At 43.1% G+C, this 14126-nt stretch carries 16 protein-coding genes and 1 pseudogene; 8 read left to right on the top strand and 9 right to left on the bottom strand.

The window, feature by feature from the left end; genetic code table 11:
• Positions 1-25: 25 nt before the first annotated feature.
• Complete coding sequence (locus tag I8U27_RS06395; RefSeq protein WP_220185878.1) at positions 26-319, bottom strand: YuiB family protein; 294 nt, start codon at positions 317-319, stop codon at positions 26-28.
• A gap of 198 nt (positions 320-517) precedes the next feature.
• Here I8U27_RS06395 and I8U27_RS06390 point away from each other — a divergent pair, with 198 nt between their 5' ends.
• Positions 518-1279 carry a chlorite dismutase family protein gene (locus I8U27_RS06390; protein WP_181750999.1) on the top strand — a complete coding sequence of 254 codons (762 nt, stop codon included), beginning with the start codon at positions 518-520 and terminating at the stop codon, positions 1277-1279.
• 52 nt (positions 1280-1331) lie between these two features.
• Here the strand turns inward: I8U27_RS06390 and I8U27_RS06385 are convergent, their stop codons facing one another.
• Positions 1332-1469 (bottom strand): YuiA family protein, encoded by a 138-nt coding sequence (locus I8U27_RS06385; protein ID WP_232345287.1) that lies wholly within the window; start codon positions 1467-1469, stop codon positions 1332-1334.
• Between the two features lie 215 nt (positions 1470-1684).
• Entirely contained in the window at positions 1685-2878 is a 1194-nt protein-coding gene (locus I8U27_RS06380; RefSeq protein ID WP_181750997.1) for an NAD(P)/FAD-dependent oxidoreductase, read from the bottom strand.
• A gap of 306 nt (positions 2879-3184) precedes the next feature.
• Between I8U27_RS06380 and I8U27_RS06375 the strand changes: the two genes are divergently transcribed.
• Positions 3185-4189: an NAD(P)/FAD-dependent oxidoreductase gene (locus I8U27_RS06375; protein WP_181750996.1), complete on the top strand. Its 1005-nt coding sequence runs from the start codon at positions 3185-3187 to the stop codon at positions 4187-4189.
• A 143-nt stretch (positions 4190-4332) separates the two neighbouring features.
• Entirely contained in the window at positions 4333-4596 is a 264-nt protein-coding gene (locus I8U27_RS06370; protein ID WP_181750995.1) for a hypothetical protein, read from the top strand.
• Positions 4597-4662: 66 nt separating this feature from the next.
• Here I8U27_RS06370 and I8U27_RS06365 read toward each other — a convergent pair whose 3' ends face one another.
• Positions 4663-5580 carry a Gfo/Idh/MocA family protein gene (locus I8U27_RS06365; RefSeq protein WP_181750994.1) on the bottom strand — a complete coding sequence of 306 codons (918 nt, stop codon included), beginning with the start codon at positions 5578-5580 and terminating at the stop codon, positions 4663-4665.
• A gap of 255 nt (positions 5581-5835) precedes the next feature.
• On the opposite strand from I8U27_RS06365, the gene I8U27_RS06360 reads away from it, so the two are divergent.
• A complete protein-coding gene (locus tag I8U27_RS06360) occupies positions 5836-6231 on the top strand; it encodes a VOC family protein (protein ID WP_181750993.1) in 396 nt (131 codons plus the stop codon).
• Between the two features lie 134 nt (positions 6232-6365).
• Here I8U27_RS06360 and I8U27_RS06355 read toward each other — a convergent pair whose 3' ends face one another.
• The gene (locus I8U27_RS06355) at positions 6366-6527 is read right to left on the bottom strand and encodes a hypothetical protein (protein ID WP_181750992.1); all 162 of its coding nucleotides are present in this window, start codon (positions 6525-6527) and stop codon (positions 6366-6368) included.
• Between the two features lie 84 nt (positions 6528-6611).
• Positions 6612-6857, bottom strand: coding sequence for a hypothetical protein (locus tag I8U27_RS06350; protein ID WP_181750991.1), 246 nt, complete (start codon positions 6855-6857; stop codon positions 6612-6614).
• Positions 6858-7221: 364 nt separating this feature from the next.
• Between I8U27_RS06350 and I8U27_RS06345 the strand changes: the two genes are divergently transcribed.
• Both I8U27_RS06345 and I8U27_RS06340 read left to right on the top strand, forming a co-directional pair.
• Entirely contained in the window at positions 7222-7932 is a 711-nt protein-coding gene (locus I8U27_RS06345; RefSeq protein ID WP_181750990.1) for a tetratricopeptide repeat protein, read from the top strand.
• A 594-nt stretch (positions 7933-8526) separates the two neighbouring features.
• On the top strand, positions 8527-10212 hold the full coding sequence (locus tag I8U27_RS06340) for a SulP family inorganic anion transporter (RefSeq protein WP_181750989.1): 1686 nt from the start codon (positions 8527-8529) through the stop codon (positions 10210-10212).
• Between the two features lie 272 nt (positions 10213-10484).
• On the opposite strand, the gene I8U27_RS06335 is transcribed toward I8U27_RS06340, so the two are convergent.
• The 3 genes from I8U27_RS06335 to I8U27_RS06325 form a co-directional block, all read right to left on the bottom strand.
• Positions 10485-10787, bottom strand: coding sequence for a hypothetical protein (locus I8U27_RS06335; RefSeq protein ID WP_181750987.1), 303 nt, complete (start codon positions 10785-10787; stop codon positions 10485-10487).
• An 87-nt stretch (positions 10788-10874) separates the two neighbouring features.
• Positions 10875-11858, bottom strand: coding sequence for a transglycosylase SLT domain-containing protein (locus tag I8U27_RS06330; RefSeq protein ID WP_181750985.1), 984 nt, complete (start codon positions 11856-11858; stop codon positions 10875-10877).
• A gap of 524 nt (positions 11859-12382) precedes the next feature.
• Positions 12383-12829: a ferritin-like domain-containing protein gene (locus I8U27_RS06325; RefSeq protein WP_181751038.1), complete on the bottom strand. Its 447-nt coding sequence runs from the start codon at positions 12827-12829 to the stop codon at positions 12383-12385.
• A 274-nt stretch (positions 12830-13103) separates the two neighbouring features.
• Here I8U27_RS06325 and I8U27_RS20540 point away from each other — a divergent pair.
• Together I8U27_RS20540 and I8U27_RS06320 are read left to right on the top strand one after the other, a co-directional pair.
• Positions 13104-13298, top strand: a pseudogene (locus I8U27_RS20540) (IS4 family transposase); the annotation flags it as partial.
• A 138-nt stretch (positions 13299-13436) separates the two neighbouring features.
• The gene (locus I8U27_RS06320) at positions 13437-14027 is read left to right on the top strand and encodes a short-chain dehydrogenase (protein ID WP_181750983.1); all 591 of its coding nucleotides are present in this window, start codon (positions 13437-13439) and stop codon (positions 14025-14027) included.
• Positions 14028-14126 lie beyond the last annotated feature (99 nt).

Here is a 14126-nt window from a genome sequence, read left to right as displayed (position 1 = left end):
GGTGAACTACATCACCATTAAAATCTTAAAACATGCGATAACCTTTTGCCCGAAGCGTTTTGATTGTCCATCCGCCGCCAACGGCTCCGGCCAGACCGGACAAAAGAACCGTGATATCGGTCACATGAGGAGAAGTCAAACTGAACAATAAGTATATCACAATGCCAAAATATAAAATAAGCGGCAACCATGTCGTTTTAAGTATCATATTCAGGATAAAACCAATCCCAAACGTTAAAACAAAAAAGAGCGGTATGGAAATGATCAACTGCGGGAGACTGATCTCCGTAACAGCTGCAACGATTAGGGGCTGACTCATGGGTCATCGCCTCCGGTTTCTTCTAAATCCGACATTCATTTTACTGAAAATCCCTCACCGGGTCAACGGATAAAGAACTACAAAACAGTGAACATTGTCTGGTTCAAGTCAATTTTACGACAATCCGGTCTGTCATTTGCCTCCCGGCTCGCAGTTTCGGTAAAATAAGGGTTGGATTGAAACAAAGGAGGAACTTTTATGCGTCCACAAGGTAGACCGCCATTTGGCAGACCCGGAACACAGTCCGGTGCTGAAAGCGCACCCCGCCCCAGTCTGCCCACTCAATTTGTCAATTTTTCCTTTTTTAAGGTAGATCCGGCCTGGCGCCGTTTAAGCGAAGCAGAACAAGAAAAAGGGAAGCAAGAGTTTGCCGCCGTAGTGAAAGAGTACCAGAACCGTCCGGGCATGTTTGTCCTCTCTTATTCTCTGGTAGGGATTCGCGCAGATGCAGAACTTATGTTGTGGCGAATTGCAAACGAGCTGGAAATTTTCCAGGCCATGACCAGCCAGTTGCTGAAAACAGGGCTTGGTAAATACTTGCAAATCACTTACTCCTACCTGTCTTTAACAAAGCGCAGTATCTATGTGGATAAAATGGACCCGGAACACCAGAATCCCCGTACACATATTATTCCGGGCCGCAGTAAATACTTATTTGTCTATCCATTTGTCAAAACTCGCGACTGGTATCAGCTTTCTTTCCCGGCACGCCAGGGGATGATGGACGAACATATCCAGGTGGGCAGCAAGTATCCTTCGGTCAAATTAAACACCACCTACAGTTTCGGCATTGATGACCAGGAATTTGTAGTTGCTTTTGAAACTGATGATCCTAAAGATTTCTTAAACCTGGTTCAGGAATTGCGTGAAACAGAAGCAAGCCGCTATACCCTGCGCGATGTTCCAATGTTTACCTGTGTCTCCCATCCGGAAATCATGGATGCATTAAACACCTTGTAAAGCGTAAGTCCCGTTTTGCACGGGACTTATAATAAAATTACGAATATTTTATCTATTTTTGATCCTCTTCCATTTCTTTCTTGCCCGTTCCCTTACACGCATGACACGTTTCCGAGCCGCCCAGTAACAGTTGTACATAGCCGTCTCCATTACAGTAACTGCATTTCAGCTGCTTATGATATCTGCTCATCGACATGTCGGTCTCTCCTTTATTATATATATTTTCTGACTATTATACATAAAAACATTTAATTAGAAAAACAAGCAATTTATTCATATTTCAATTTCTCCACTGATGTAAGCGATAACATCGTTATTATCCTCCTATTATTATAGAATCGCGAAAAATAAAAAACTCAAAAGAAAAGGCCCTTCTGTGACAGAAGAGCCTTTAGGGTGATCCGTTTAAAGTTTTCCTTTGCGTAATACGAGTGAAACACCGCCGAGCAAGAACAGCCAGCGAAGATCGATCACTTTTTTCATGAAGGCTGCCATTCCGCCAGCCATTTTTTTGTTACCAACCACGCCGATTGCTTCCTTGCGACCGAGAGAAGCAACCGTTCCTTTCGGCTCGTATTTAAACGGCTTCATCTCTCCGCCGCGAATCAGGGCTGCCAGGTTTTTCCCCAGGCATTGCCCTTGCTGGGTGGCGATTTGTGCCGTTGGGGGATAAGGGCGTTCCCCATCCTCATTGAAGACCAGCGAGCTGTCCCCCAGTACAAACACATTGTCATAACCGGGAGCCCGCAGAAACTCGTCTACTTTCACACGGCCGCGCATCGTTTCTATACCGGAATCCTCAACCAGTTTATTTCCACGCACACCGCCGGTCCAAACAACGGTAGATGCTTTTATTTCTTTTCCGCCTTTGACAATGACCCCATCTTGTGTACACTCTTCAATCGGTGTGCTGATGAGGAACTCAACTCCCTTGCTTTCCAGATATTTGACTGCATAGTCTACCAGTTCTTTGTCAAAGCCGGGAAGGACTGTTGGTGCTGCTTCAATGTTTACAATCCGTACCTTTTCCAGCGGGATATCATATTCGCGGCAAAGTTCCGGCATGCGGTCAACCAGTTCACCTACGTATTCAATGCCGGTAAATCCGGCTCCGCCAACAACAATTGTAATCAGCTCTTCTTTTTTCTCACTCGGGTAACGGGCAAACATGTACTCAATATGCTCGCGAATCATACGCACACTATCAATATTGCGGATGAACAGTGCATTTTCAAGCAATCCCTTAATGCCGAAGGTTTCAGGAGCGCTTCCTAAACCGATCACCAGATAATCATATTTTAATGGCTCATCGCCTTTTTCCAATTGTACTTCTTTTTGCTGCAAATTGATGCTTGTTACCCGGTCCCGGATAAACTTGATTTTTTTCGTGTTGATCACGTCTTCGATCGCGATGCGGGCATGATCATGGTGAGCAGTCCCTGCAGCGGGCTCGTGCAGTTTGGTGGTGATGTAATGGTACGAGTTTTGGTTCACCAGAGTGACTTCGGCTTCGTTGTAGTTCAACTCTTTTTGCAGGCCTTTTGCTGTCATCAAACCGCCATATCCCGCGCCCAGGATAACAATTTTCGGTACACTCATGCTTCATCACATCCATCTACAAAGTTACAAAATATGATTACAATCTCACAAACTCAGCCAACCGAGTCCCAACGTCCTTGTTGTATCATGCCAATGTTTATGATATGATTTTCACGAACTTTTGGCAAGAACTTTTTGTTCACATTGTAACCTATTCTTTCCAACATATCCTTTTTTCTTTGTGTATGATGGCTGGTAATTTTTTAACCCTTTTCGCCTTTTTTGCTTAATTAGGGTATGATATAGATATTAAATTTACTTTTTAATGATATCTTTCATTTTTCGAATATTCCGGAGGTGCGATTATTGACAGCTGAACACATTCATAACAACTCAGTATCAGACATTATAGTGATCGGCGGCGGTCCCACAGGTTTGTTCGCTGCGTTCTATGCTGGAATGCGCAAAGCCTCGGTCAAAGTAATTGAAAGTATGCCACAATTGGGGGGGCAACTTTCTGCCCTCTATCCTGAGAAATATATTTACGATGTGGCCGGATTTCCTAAAGTGGCCGCACAAGAACTGGTGGATAACCTGGTAGAACAAGCCAGCTTATTTAAACCTGAGTATTTTTTAAATGAAAAAGTGCTGCGGGTAAATAAAAAAGAAGAACAGCTCTTTGAAGTGGTGACGCAAAAGCAGACCCACTTGGGTAAATCCGTCATTATCACAGCAGGATGTGGCGCTTTTGAACCGCGCAAACTGGATCTGCCCGGTTCAGAGCAATTTGAATCCAGCAATTTACATTATTTCGTAACGGACAAACAGCAGTTTGCAAACCAGGATGTTCTGATTGCCGGAGGCGGCGATTCTGCCGTTGACTGGGCATTAATGTTGGAACCCATCGCCAAAAGCGTGACCATTATCCATCGCCGCGATAAGTTCCGCGCCCATGAACACAGTGTGGAGAAAATGATGAATTCCACTGTGAAAGTGATCACTCCGCGCGAGATCGAGTCTCTGCACGGCGAGGAACGCATTGAGAAGGTAACGATTGTCGACAAAAAAAGCGGGTTGACGGAGGATCTGGATGTGGATGCAGTCATTGTCAGCTTCGGCTTTATCTCATCTCTGGGCCCGATTAAAGAATGGGGGCTGGAACTTGACAACGGGGGTATTAAAGTAAATTCAAAAATGGAAACAAATATTCCAGGTATTTATGCAGCAGGCGATATCGCCACCTACCCCGGCAAGGTAAAACTAATCGCCGTCGGTTTTGGTGAAGCCCCAACAGCCGTCAACAACGCCAAACAATATATGGACCCGAACGCCAGATTACAACCGGGCCACAGTTCCAATATGAAATTTTAAACTTCTCCCGAATAAGTCCAAAAAAACCTCATCCGTCCCGGCGGATGAGGTTTTTTGTAAAAAGATTCTTATGTTCCAATGGAATGATTTATAGCAAATTTAACAAGCTAACCGGAAAGGGGGATGTTTCAGGTGAATGAGAAATGAACAAACAAGAATCATATGCTTGTCCTGTATGTAACGGATTTGACAACTTTCTCGCCAATTGCCCGGATTGCGGAGCCCCGCTCGCCGATTTTGGCCGGATTTTCGATTTTTTTGCCGATTACAGCCCTTACCGTCCCATCGATGATTTAAAAATGACCGACGGGTGGTTTGATCTCGCTACTCATAAATGTCCCCATCAGGTCTACTGTCCGCAATGCGGGTATCAGGACGTTCATATGATCGGGGAAATGCTTATTTGACTTAATATCTTCCTTTCAAATCTGTTGAAAGGAAGATCTATTTTGCAACAGGATTTATGACCCGGATCATCCCTGCTGAATCATCTCGCTGACGATTTGCTGGGTTTTCAGCGCTTCCAGGCCGTCGACAGCCGGGAGAGTATCACCTGTGATTGAGTCAATGAAATGAGATACCGCACCTTCAAATCCCCTTTTTTTCAAGGTTGTTTCCCATGCAGAAGGTGTAATGATATTGATTTCCCCCTGTTCTTCCAACTCCATGCTGTCCATATTTTTTACTCTTACAATGCGATCCCTGGAAACAATTTCAATCTGCTCAAGATTTGTTCCCGCATTTCTGTGCATTGCCGAAAAAAGATGAGTCTGATTTGACAATTGATAACAATGATGCGTATAGACCAGTTGGCCCCGGTCATTGATCTCTGCATGGCCGTTAAATGACAGTACCGGTTGCCCGCCCAGCCAGCGTGCGGTATCCACGAGATGAATATAATCATCCAGCATTGTAAATTCAAATGAAGCCGGACCCACATGATCAGTTCTGTGTTTCTCAATCCGCATCCATGCAACCTCATTGACTGCTTTTTTTGCTTTTACATACATGGGTGCAAACCTTCTGTTAAACCCCACCATTAACTTCCGCTTTGTTTTTTCACTCAGTTCAACCAGTCTTTTCGCTTCGCTCAGGGTCGCGGCCAATGGCTTATCCACATAAACATCCTTCCCTTTTTTTAACAGCTCAGACACAACTTCAAAATGGGATGCCGTTGAGCTATGTACAAAAACCGCATCACACTCTTCCATTAAAGAAGGCAGGCTGGAAAACTCTTTTAAACGATACCGTCTGCAAATTTCTTTCCGCTTGCTTTCTGTCGGTGAAAAAGCACCGGCAAATGACCAGTCTCTCTCAACCGACAAAATAGGCAAATAAGCTTTTTGCGCAATATTGCCAAGTCCGACCATGCCGATCCGGGGTTTTCTCATCTGTATCTCTCCTTACGTATATCTGGATGACCATTGTATACTTATCCGTTTTCTTTTGGCGCAAAAAAGATATTTCTATTTTATAATAAGTCACCAAGTTGTCTCTTGGCAGTACCTTTTGACATGTTATTGGAGGTTATTTCTAAGTATATTCATATCTTTAAATGGACAGGTTACTAAAAAAAACTGCAAACCGAACATATATTTGTGTTACTATTGATACAAGAAAAAATTGAAAATAGGGAGTTGTGCAAAATGAAAAAGGTCACACCATTTTTAATGTTCCAGGGAAAGGCCGAAGAAGCCATGAATTATTACACTTCTTTGATTGAGGACTCAGAAATAATAAGCATTTCCCGTCATGAAGGTAAACAAGCAGGTGAACAGGGAAGTGTCAGGCTAGCTGTTTTTTCATTAAAGGGGCAGGAATGGATGTGCTCTGATAGTGTGGTTAAGCATGAATTTACGTTTACACCTTCGTTTTCCCTGTTTATCACCTGTGATACGGAAGAGGAACTTAACCGGCTTTATAACAGTTTATCTGAGGGCGGTACTGTTCTAATGCCGTTAGATGATTATTCCTTTAGTAAGAAATTTGGCTGGGTTGTCGACCGGTTCGGCGTTTCATGGCAACTGAATCTTCCTGGCTAAATGATGTTAGAAGAAGCACCGACAAACTTTCCATCACTGCAAGGCCGGGCTGACATGCTGCATTGTAATCAACAATAAAAACAACATCAGGCTTCCCCCAAAAAACCCCTCACCCCGATGGGTTATTCTTTTTTTCATCGTGTTCCGCTATTTCCTTGCGCCAGGTTTCGATTTGCCTTGCATAGACAGCCGATGCCAGACTTTTTGTTTTCTGTTTTATCGCTCGCGTCCCATTCCGCGACTTTGCGGCGTTTTTGTTCTATTTCCCGGTCATACCTTTCTGATACAAACCCCAAAAAAATCCCCCCAAAGATTTTTGTTAAAAACGTTCCGCCTAAAGCGCGGAGCAATAGACGGAACGTTGGTAGCAAAGTTATATTTTATTCCCCTTGCATACTCCCGTCCCCGCCACGGCAGATGGTGGGCAGGAAATGTTTGCGGTCCTCCTGCCCCGTGATAAGGCTTGCTTTAAAGATAAATTCATCTGATTTCACATCAAAAGTATTGTTCATCTCCTGAACAACTTCGGCGATGTTTTTTCGGGAATATCCCAGTTTCGCCATCACATAAACAACATAACTGACCACCTGAGATTCCGATACAAAGTTTACCGTTTTGTTTTCCATCCCGTTTTCCCCTCCTTTTTTCATTACCGTCACGTGCTTCGGCCTGAAATGATGGTTTGATTATGTTTTGTTTTGATATTCACATCTGCCAAGCGAAGGATGATTGGTTTTCCATTTAAAACATTTAAAAATACAAATGAGTGTCTTGGATCTTTGCTGAGTACGCCAGGTTTACGCAACCGTGGAGTAAACGGTATAACCATTGACATCCCAACCCTTTCAAAGTATTTTTCTTTGTCTGTTAACTTAACTCTAGTTTAGTGATCGGCATTTCAAAGAAGCGTTAAACTGTTTTGATATAAACGGGGAACGGCAGCATTATTATATAAACCTTTTAACAAATAAGGCAATCTACTTACGAGGTTTGGGCCGGGCGGAGGAAGCAATCAAAACCCTTGAACAAATTCCGCTTAATTCCCCGGATATCCAGATTGAAGCTGTTATCGGAATTTATGACTTACAAGCGAAACTGAAACGGGATATTAACCTCTACGATGAGGCCGTTTATTATGCCAAAAAAGGGCTCAATCTGGCAACCATCAACTTTAACTATGAGAGACAGCTTGAGTTATACATAACATTAGGGGAAACTTACAGGAAAGCTGGAAAACTTCACTGGGCCGAGAAATGCCTAAAGGCAGCGATCATGCTTAAAGACAAAATCTCTTGGAGACAATTCTTAGTGCTGGACGCCTATATCAAGCTCGGGATCGTTTATTTTGAGAAATACGACTTTCAGCTTTCCGGCAAGATATTACAGAAGGCTTTAAAGATTGCAAAGAAACAGGATGATGTGGCAAAATATAGCCAAGGATTGCTTTATCTCGCAAAGATTCTTCTTCTCCAATCAAAATATGAGGAAGCCCGTGCTGCATTTACAGAGGTTTATAAGCTTCACTCAGATCAAAAAAACGATTTGCAAGCTCTTTGCGGATTATCTCAGGTGTGTTTATCACAAAGGGATGACGTCAATTACAACAAATATTCAAAGCTGTATTTTGAATCATTAAAAAACCAAAAGGAGGTTATCTCTGATGATGGGATTTCGGACAGTATTTCTTCTTTTAGGAGATGACGATACTCAGCCAGTTGGCTAAGGTGTAAGAAAGGAGTTATCTTAGGATGATATTTCCGGCAACGGCTCTTTTGGGCGATGACGATACTCGGCCATCTGGCTAAAAAAGTTAAACATAAAAATGGTAATAGCTGAGAAGCTATTATTTATACGGGCTTTTTTGCATTAATTAATGGTCCAGCCGTTTTATTATTACTAGAAATTATAAAAAACAAAAGTAATACATTATTATTACAATGACAAATTGTTACAACTCCATTGAATAATTAATATGATCGGCATACTTGGGATAAGGTAGTGGAATAGTTATCAATGATGTGATAATGAATACTGCCGGTAGCATTGGGGGGTGGATTATATTTTATTTGTTTTATTTGAAAGAGTTTTGCGGAAACCAAAAAGAGAAAAGAGGAGCAGAACCATAAAAACAATGGGACTTAAAGTATCAGATTCCTGTTTGAAATTACTTTGATATTAAGGTTGCATCCACGTGTACGTTGTAACTGCTTTTCCCCTTTGAGCCGCGGGACACTTTTTTATCTAAGGGAAACCGGGCTTGTCGTTCATCAATTTTACAATATTTGAGGTGATGTCATGATCAGTCTTGCATTTGACAGGAAATCAGTACAGAAAGATATTTTGGCTGGTATTACAGCAGCTGTTGTAGCATTGCCATTGGCATTAGGATTCGGGGTTGCTTCCGGGCTTGGCGCGGAGGCCGGGCTTTATGGTGCAATCGGACTTGGGTTGTTTGCAGCCATATTCGGAGGAACAAGAAGCCAAATCAGCGGTCCGACAGGTCCGATGACGGTTGTCAGTGCGACTGTAATTGCCAGCTTCACAAATAACCTCGCTCTGGTCGTCAGTGTTTTTTTACTGGCCGGCCTGTTTCAAATCGCTTTTGGCCTTCTTCGTATCGGCCAATATGTCAAGTACATCCCTTATCCGGTTATTTCCGGTTTTATGAGCGGGATCGGAATGATCATCATTTTGCTCCAATTATATCCATCGATGGGGATTCCCACGTCGTCGGATGCTTTGGATGTGATTATGAGTCTCCCGCAAATGTTGCCAAAAGCCAATTTACAGGCCGTTATTTTAGCGGGTATCACTATCGCAATCATATACCTGTTTCCCAAAATCACCAAACAAATCCCCTCCACTTTAGTGGCCCTGATCACCGGAACTTTGATCAGTATTCTGTTTGATATGAAGGTTCCTCTGATCGGTGAGATTCCGGCGGGTCTCCCAGGATTGCAAATCCCCTCTCTGTCATTGGATCTTTTAAATGTGATCCTGATTCCCGCGCTGACGCTTGCTGCTTTGGGGTCGCTTGACTCTTTGCTGACATCGGTGGTAGCCGACAAACTCACACGGGAAAAGCACCAGAGTAATCGGGAGTTGATCGGACAGGGGATCGGAAATGCTGTCGCTGCACTGATCGGCGGGATTCCGGGAGCGGGTGCCACCATGCGAACAGTTGTCAATATTCAAGCAGGTGGCCGGTCCCGTCTATCAGGTGTTACCCATGCCTTAACGCTATTGGTCATTTTGCTTGCTTTAGGGCCTTATGCCAGTCGTATTCCTATGCCTGTCCTGGCTGGAATTCTGATCACCGTTGGAATTGGCATTATTGATTACCGCGGATTTAAAGATCTCCTGCACGTCCCACGTTCAGACCTGATCGTGAAATTGACGGTACTGGCCCTTACCGTATTTATCGATTTGTTGCAAGCTGTTGCGATGGGGATGGTATTGGCCGCTCTTTTCTTTGTAAAGAAAATGGGCGATATTATCACCCAGTACACCCGGACGAACCAATTTTATATTCCATGGAATAAAGAAGGAAGTATACTTATTAAACGACTGACAGGACCATTCTTCTTCGGCTTTTCCAATTCGTTTGAAGAGATGGTTTCAGAAGTAAGCAATAAAAAAGAAAAAAAGCTGCATGCGATTATTTTGGATATGAGCGGAGTTCCTTATATTGATCAGTCCGGATTTTACACGATCGAGGAAACGATGGAGAAGTTGAACGAGCGTAAAATCCCTCTTTTACTGGTACTACCTCAAGGGCAAGCCAAAGAGCTGTTAAGAAAAACAAAATTAAGCAACACTCCTTATATCCACTTCGTAAATTCTTTCGAAGAGTCCATCGATTTGTTAAGAGAACAAATCCTGGCAGAGAACCCTGACTTTCTTTCTTCAGCACTGGGCAATTTTGAAGACCGAAAAATCCCTGACGAGTATCGAACTCCTCTCTTGAAAAAAGTATTTTAATAGAAATTCAAACGGTTTGTTTGAGGGTTGACATCGTTCACTGACACTTTGATCAGCGATGGATTTAGAGGGTTCAAGCGATGTAGGTGAGCTTCTTTTCAGGGTAAATACGACTGTTCTTATTTTCCCCATAATAAACCCGTCTCCTTTAGGTCGTGAATCACAGTACAGAGACGGGGGTTTGATTATTTTCATAAACGCTTCACAATGTTCAAGTTTTCCGCGCAGATCAGATCAAATGTTTAAAAAGGCCGCCGGGTTTTGCAGAACGACTACAGCAAATACAATTGAATGATTCTGAAAAGATTCAGAGCCGTAAAAGCGATAAAAACAGTCAATAAGACTTTTGATTTCCGATTTAAGATATATGCAAGCAAAATAGCAATCATACTGAGAATGGCATATATTTTTGCCGATGCTAAAGCATCCGGATCTGCTATTTTTGCCAGCTGAGGATCATGGGCCCACTCATATTTGTATATATTTGCCACAAAGCTAAAAAACATGAAAAATATTGAAAAAACAACGAGCAGTATAACTATACTTAATTTTAAAGTACTTCTCGATTTATCCATTTACCCTTCCTCCCGATTGTACAAAAAAGAAAGTCTGGGAGCTCATTTTAGAAGAGCTCCTGGCAATCCCCCATTTAACAGCAATCATCATTTTAGCATCTGACGCAAATCATTGATGCGACCGGAAATATACTTGCCATATGATCCGCCCGGACCGCTCTCAAACTCGTTTCCTCCCTTCACATTTGGGCCGGCATTATATCTTGCACCCAGCATTTCTATTTGTTCCACTGTCAGTTCTGATCCCTTTACACCCGGAAAATCGTGATCTCTCCAATCGGATAAGACTTTTGCAGCGATAAAAATACTTTGTTTAGGGTCTTTTAGAGAATCGATGATTTCAGCCCTCTGATTATTGCTCAGTTTTGAATAGTCATATCCCAATGCTTTTGCAGCTGTTTCTACTTGAATGCTCATGTAGCCAAAAGAGGTTTTATCTTTATTCCCTGAGCAGATGAACATGCTGCGGCACATAAAAGCTACATCATCTTCTGCTAATGGCGACCCACCCACTTCAATATATGCAACACCTGCCAACAATTCGGGTGGTATATCGTATTTTTTTGCTGCTTCTAAAATGACAACTTTATTTGCTTTGACCCAATCGCTCTTATATTCATGCATATAGTCGTCTCCACCAAAGGTTTTGGTCCAAACAGCATCCCAAAACGTCCACGATTCAGAATCTGCTTTTACTTTTGAAGCGGCATCAATGATGGAAGTATGTTCCGGTGTCTTTTCATCGGAACCACCGCCGATATTTTCATAAACCCATTTCTTAACGTCTTCCCACCAACCTCCCGAGGAATTGGAGGCCTTCGGTGCCGGAGCTTCTTTAACCTTGGTGAAATCGTCGTTGACCCGGGGTACATTAAAACCGCCTCCATCAGCAGCATAAACTTCACCGCTGCCCAGGATTCTGACCCCAACAAATGTGAAGAAAATGATGACGGCTAAGCGATGTAAATGGGTACCCATATCAACCGTTACGGAAAACGGATAAACCCCTGGAAAAGCTAAAGAATCCTGCCTCTTTAACCTATACTGTTTTGCCGCTTGTGCAATAGTCAAACACCATATCTTGCCATATAGTTATTCGTTTCCCTTAACGGATTCACCTCCCTGCACGAAAAATGAGGCCAATCAAGGATTGTTTTAATTGTGTATATTAACATTATACATAATAGAAATTATATTCTAAATACTAAATTGTTTAATTTTTGTTTAAAATATTAATATTTAAGAAATAATATGTTTTTGCACCCATTGCTTTTAGCAGCCAGGTCTTTTTCACGCCATTGCCATTCTGTCATAAATAAGAACTGTTTGATTGGGTCAGCCAGATCAAATGACGTTAGATCAAGCTCTCCGGTTTCCTTATCTAAAGATGCCAGAATTAATAGCTGTTAGCCTCGTATGAGGTTCGTGTTCCTCAGACCTAGATTTGCTCATTCTGCCTCGCAAGCGGACACCCTTGCCTTAAGCTAATGGCTACTGCTACCTTCACCATTCGGGACTTTCAGACTACGCCCATGCCGGGCACACGTAATAAAGAACCCCTGTCGGACGACAGAGGTTCTTTATTACGTGTGCTTTCACCTGCAGCAGCAATGTTTTGTCCAGAAATAAAGGAACCAGACGGCATGGTTTTGTTCGTCGTGGGCGGCTCGGGTGAACGCTTTTTTGATGGCGGGGTCCCGGGCTTTGTCGGCGATATCTAAATAAAAATCTACTGTTGTCTGTTCATCTTTCAGGGCGAATTCCAGTCCTTCCTTGTAGTCATCCGGACAGGGTTCCGCCGTGATCTGAGGTTGCTGCCCGGTCAGACGGACGTAGATCTGATTAAATTCCCGGTAATGGTTGATCTCGTCTTGACGAATCTCCATGATCTGTCGCCGCTCTTCTTTCGTGGGAGCCAACCGGGACAATTTCTCGTAACAGGCAATAGCGTTGTATTGACCGCTGATCGCCTTGGCGATGTCTTGGATCAAATCCGGGTCTTCCCCAGAGTCTCCCCATTTTCCCAACGTATAGGCCCGCATTGGTCCAGGATGCCAAATCGATGGATGATAAACATATGGATACATTTAGATCATCACTCCCCGTTATCTGGATGTCGGGTTAGTATATGGTTGAATACCCTGGGGCGTACCAAGGTTTATGGAACGATTCGAAGAAGGATATCCCGATCATCCCTCTTTGGGGTCACTGTACATCGCCATCAAATTAAGAAAATAGAATACTCACAGCATTAGAAAAAACGCTATTCTTTATAAAGACATTAAGAAAGGATGGCATTTTTAGTGAGTATCCCCCATTCATCAAGAGCTTCATCTGTATGCCAAAGAGCTGCAAAGACATCTATCCAATTCTTCTCTTGAACAGTTGGCAAAACAGACGGGCTTTGTACAAAGAGCGAGTAAATATGGTGCTCATAACCTGATGGTTGCACTGTGTGTCTGGATGAGTCGAAACATAGCCAGTACCTCTTTAACCAAACTGTTTAGTCAAGACATTAGAAAATAATGTTAATATATAATAAATTCATAGAACCATCATACCAATAGATTTACTAACATGAGGTTTTCTCCCGCGTCACTTTTGGCATCTCTATTTTTTACAGATCCATTCTACAGCGGAGGCGATTTTATGGATGAAATCAAAATATTTCATCACTCTCTGGTCATCGGCGGAACAGGAATGTTACGAGATGTATCGTTAGCACTTGCCGACAGAAGCCACTCGGTAACTGTAGTCGCAAGGAATGAGCAGAGGTTAGTTTCTCTCGTCACAGCTGCCCGCTCTGCCAATTGCAACATCCATCCCGTTTCTCTCGACTATCACAACCTTGCTCATTTGCGTTCTTCCCTGGAATCTGCAATCCGGCTTTATGGCCCGATCGATTTAGCTGTCGTCTGGGTTCATCAAACCTCCCCCGAGGCACCCTGTTTGATCGCAGAGATAGCCGGAAGAAAGACATCTCCCTGCAGGTTCTATCATGTGCTTGGCAGCAGGGCGGCTGATCCCTCGCAACAGAAGACGGAAAATCACAGAAGAGCGCGTTTTACAGCTTACCCCAACATTCAGTATCATGAAGTGGTTTTAGGATTTATTTTGGAGAATAACAAATCCCGCTGGTTAACCAATCAAGAAATCAGCCAGGGTGTTCTAAAGGCAATTGAATCCGGTAAATCACATTATACTGTTGGAACCGTGGAGCCATGGTCGGCCCGGCCTTAGAGTTTTACGGAAGGTGAAAGTGTTGTTCAAATAAAGCCCGGATGCTTTAAGCTGTATCCGGTTCATCTTTCTTCAGTTCCCACTCCGGTTTTGCACATA

This window comes from Paenactinomyces guangxiensis (genome assembly GCF_016055185.1).
GTDB classification, from domain to species: Bacteria; Bacillota; Bacilli; order Thermoactinomycetales; family Thermoactinomycetaceae; genus Paenactinomyces; species Paenactinomyces guangxiensis.
Note: the sequence above shows the minus strand (reverse complement) of the source record. Positions and strands in the feature narration are given on the sequence as shown.

Excerpts from the sequence above, each read along its gene's own strand:
- I8U27_RS06395 (WP_220185878.1), bottom strand. The coding sequence starts at position 319 with ATGAGTCAGCCCCTAATCGTTGCAGCTGTTACGGAGATCAGTCTCCCG.
- I8U27_RS06390 (WP_181750999.1), top strand. The coding sequence starts at position 518 with ATGCGTCCACAAGGTAGACCGCCATTTGGCAGACCCGGAACACAGTCC.
- I8U27_RS06385 (WP_232345287.1), bottom strand. The coding sequence starts at position 1,469 with ATGAGCAGATATCATAAGCAGCTGAAATGCAGTTACTGTAATGGAGAC.
- I8U27_RS06380 (WP_181750997.1), bottom strand. The coding sequence starts at position 2,878 with ATGAGTGTACCGAAAATTGTTATCCTGGGCGCGGGATATGGCGGTTTG.
- I8U27_RS06370 (WP_181750995.1), top strand. The coding sequence starts at position 4,333 with ATGAACAAACAAGAATCATATGCTTGTCCTGTATGTAACGGATTTGAC.
- I8U27_RS06365 (WP_181750994.1), bottom strand. The coding sequence starts at position 5,580 with ATGAGAAAACCCCGGATCGGCATGGTCGGACTTGGCAATATTGCGCAA.
- I8U27_RS06360 (WP_181750993.1), top strand. The coding sequence starts at position 5,836 with ATGAAAAAGGTCACACCATTTTTAATGTTCCAGGGAAAGGCCGAAGAA.
- I8U27_RS06350 (WP_181750991.1), bottom strand. The coding sequence starts at position 6,857 with ATGGAAAACAAAACGGTAAACTTTGTATCGGAATCTCAGGTGGTCAGT.
- I8U27_RS06340 (WP_181750989.1), top strand. The coding sequence starts at position 8,527 with ATGATCAGTCTTGCATTTGACAGGAAATCAGTACAGAAAGATATTTTG.
- I8U27_RS06335 (WP_181750987.1), bottom strand. The coding sequence starts at position 10,787 with ATGGATAAATCGAGAAGTACTTTAAAATTAAGTATAGTTATACTGCTC.
- I8U27_RS06325 (WP_181751038.1), bottom strand. The coding sequence starts at position 12,829 with ATGCGGGCCTATACGTTGGGAAAATGGGGAGACTCTGGGGAAGACCCG.
- I8U27_RS06320 (WP_181750983.1), top strand. The coding sequence starts at position 13,437 with ATGGATGAAATCAAAATATTTCATCACTCTCTGGTCATCGGCGGAACA.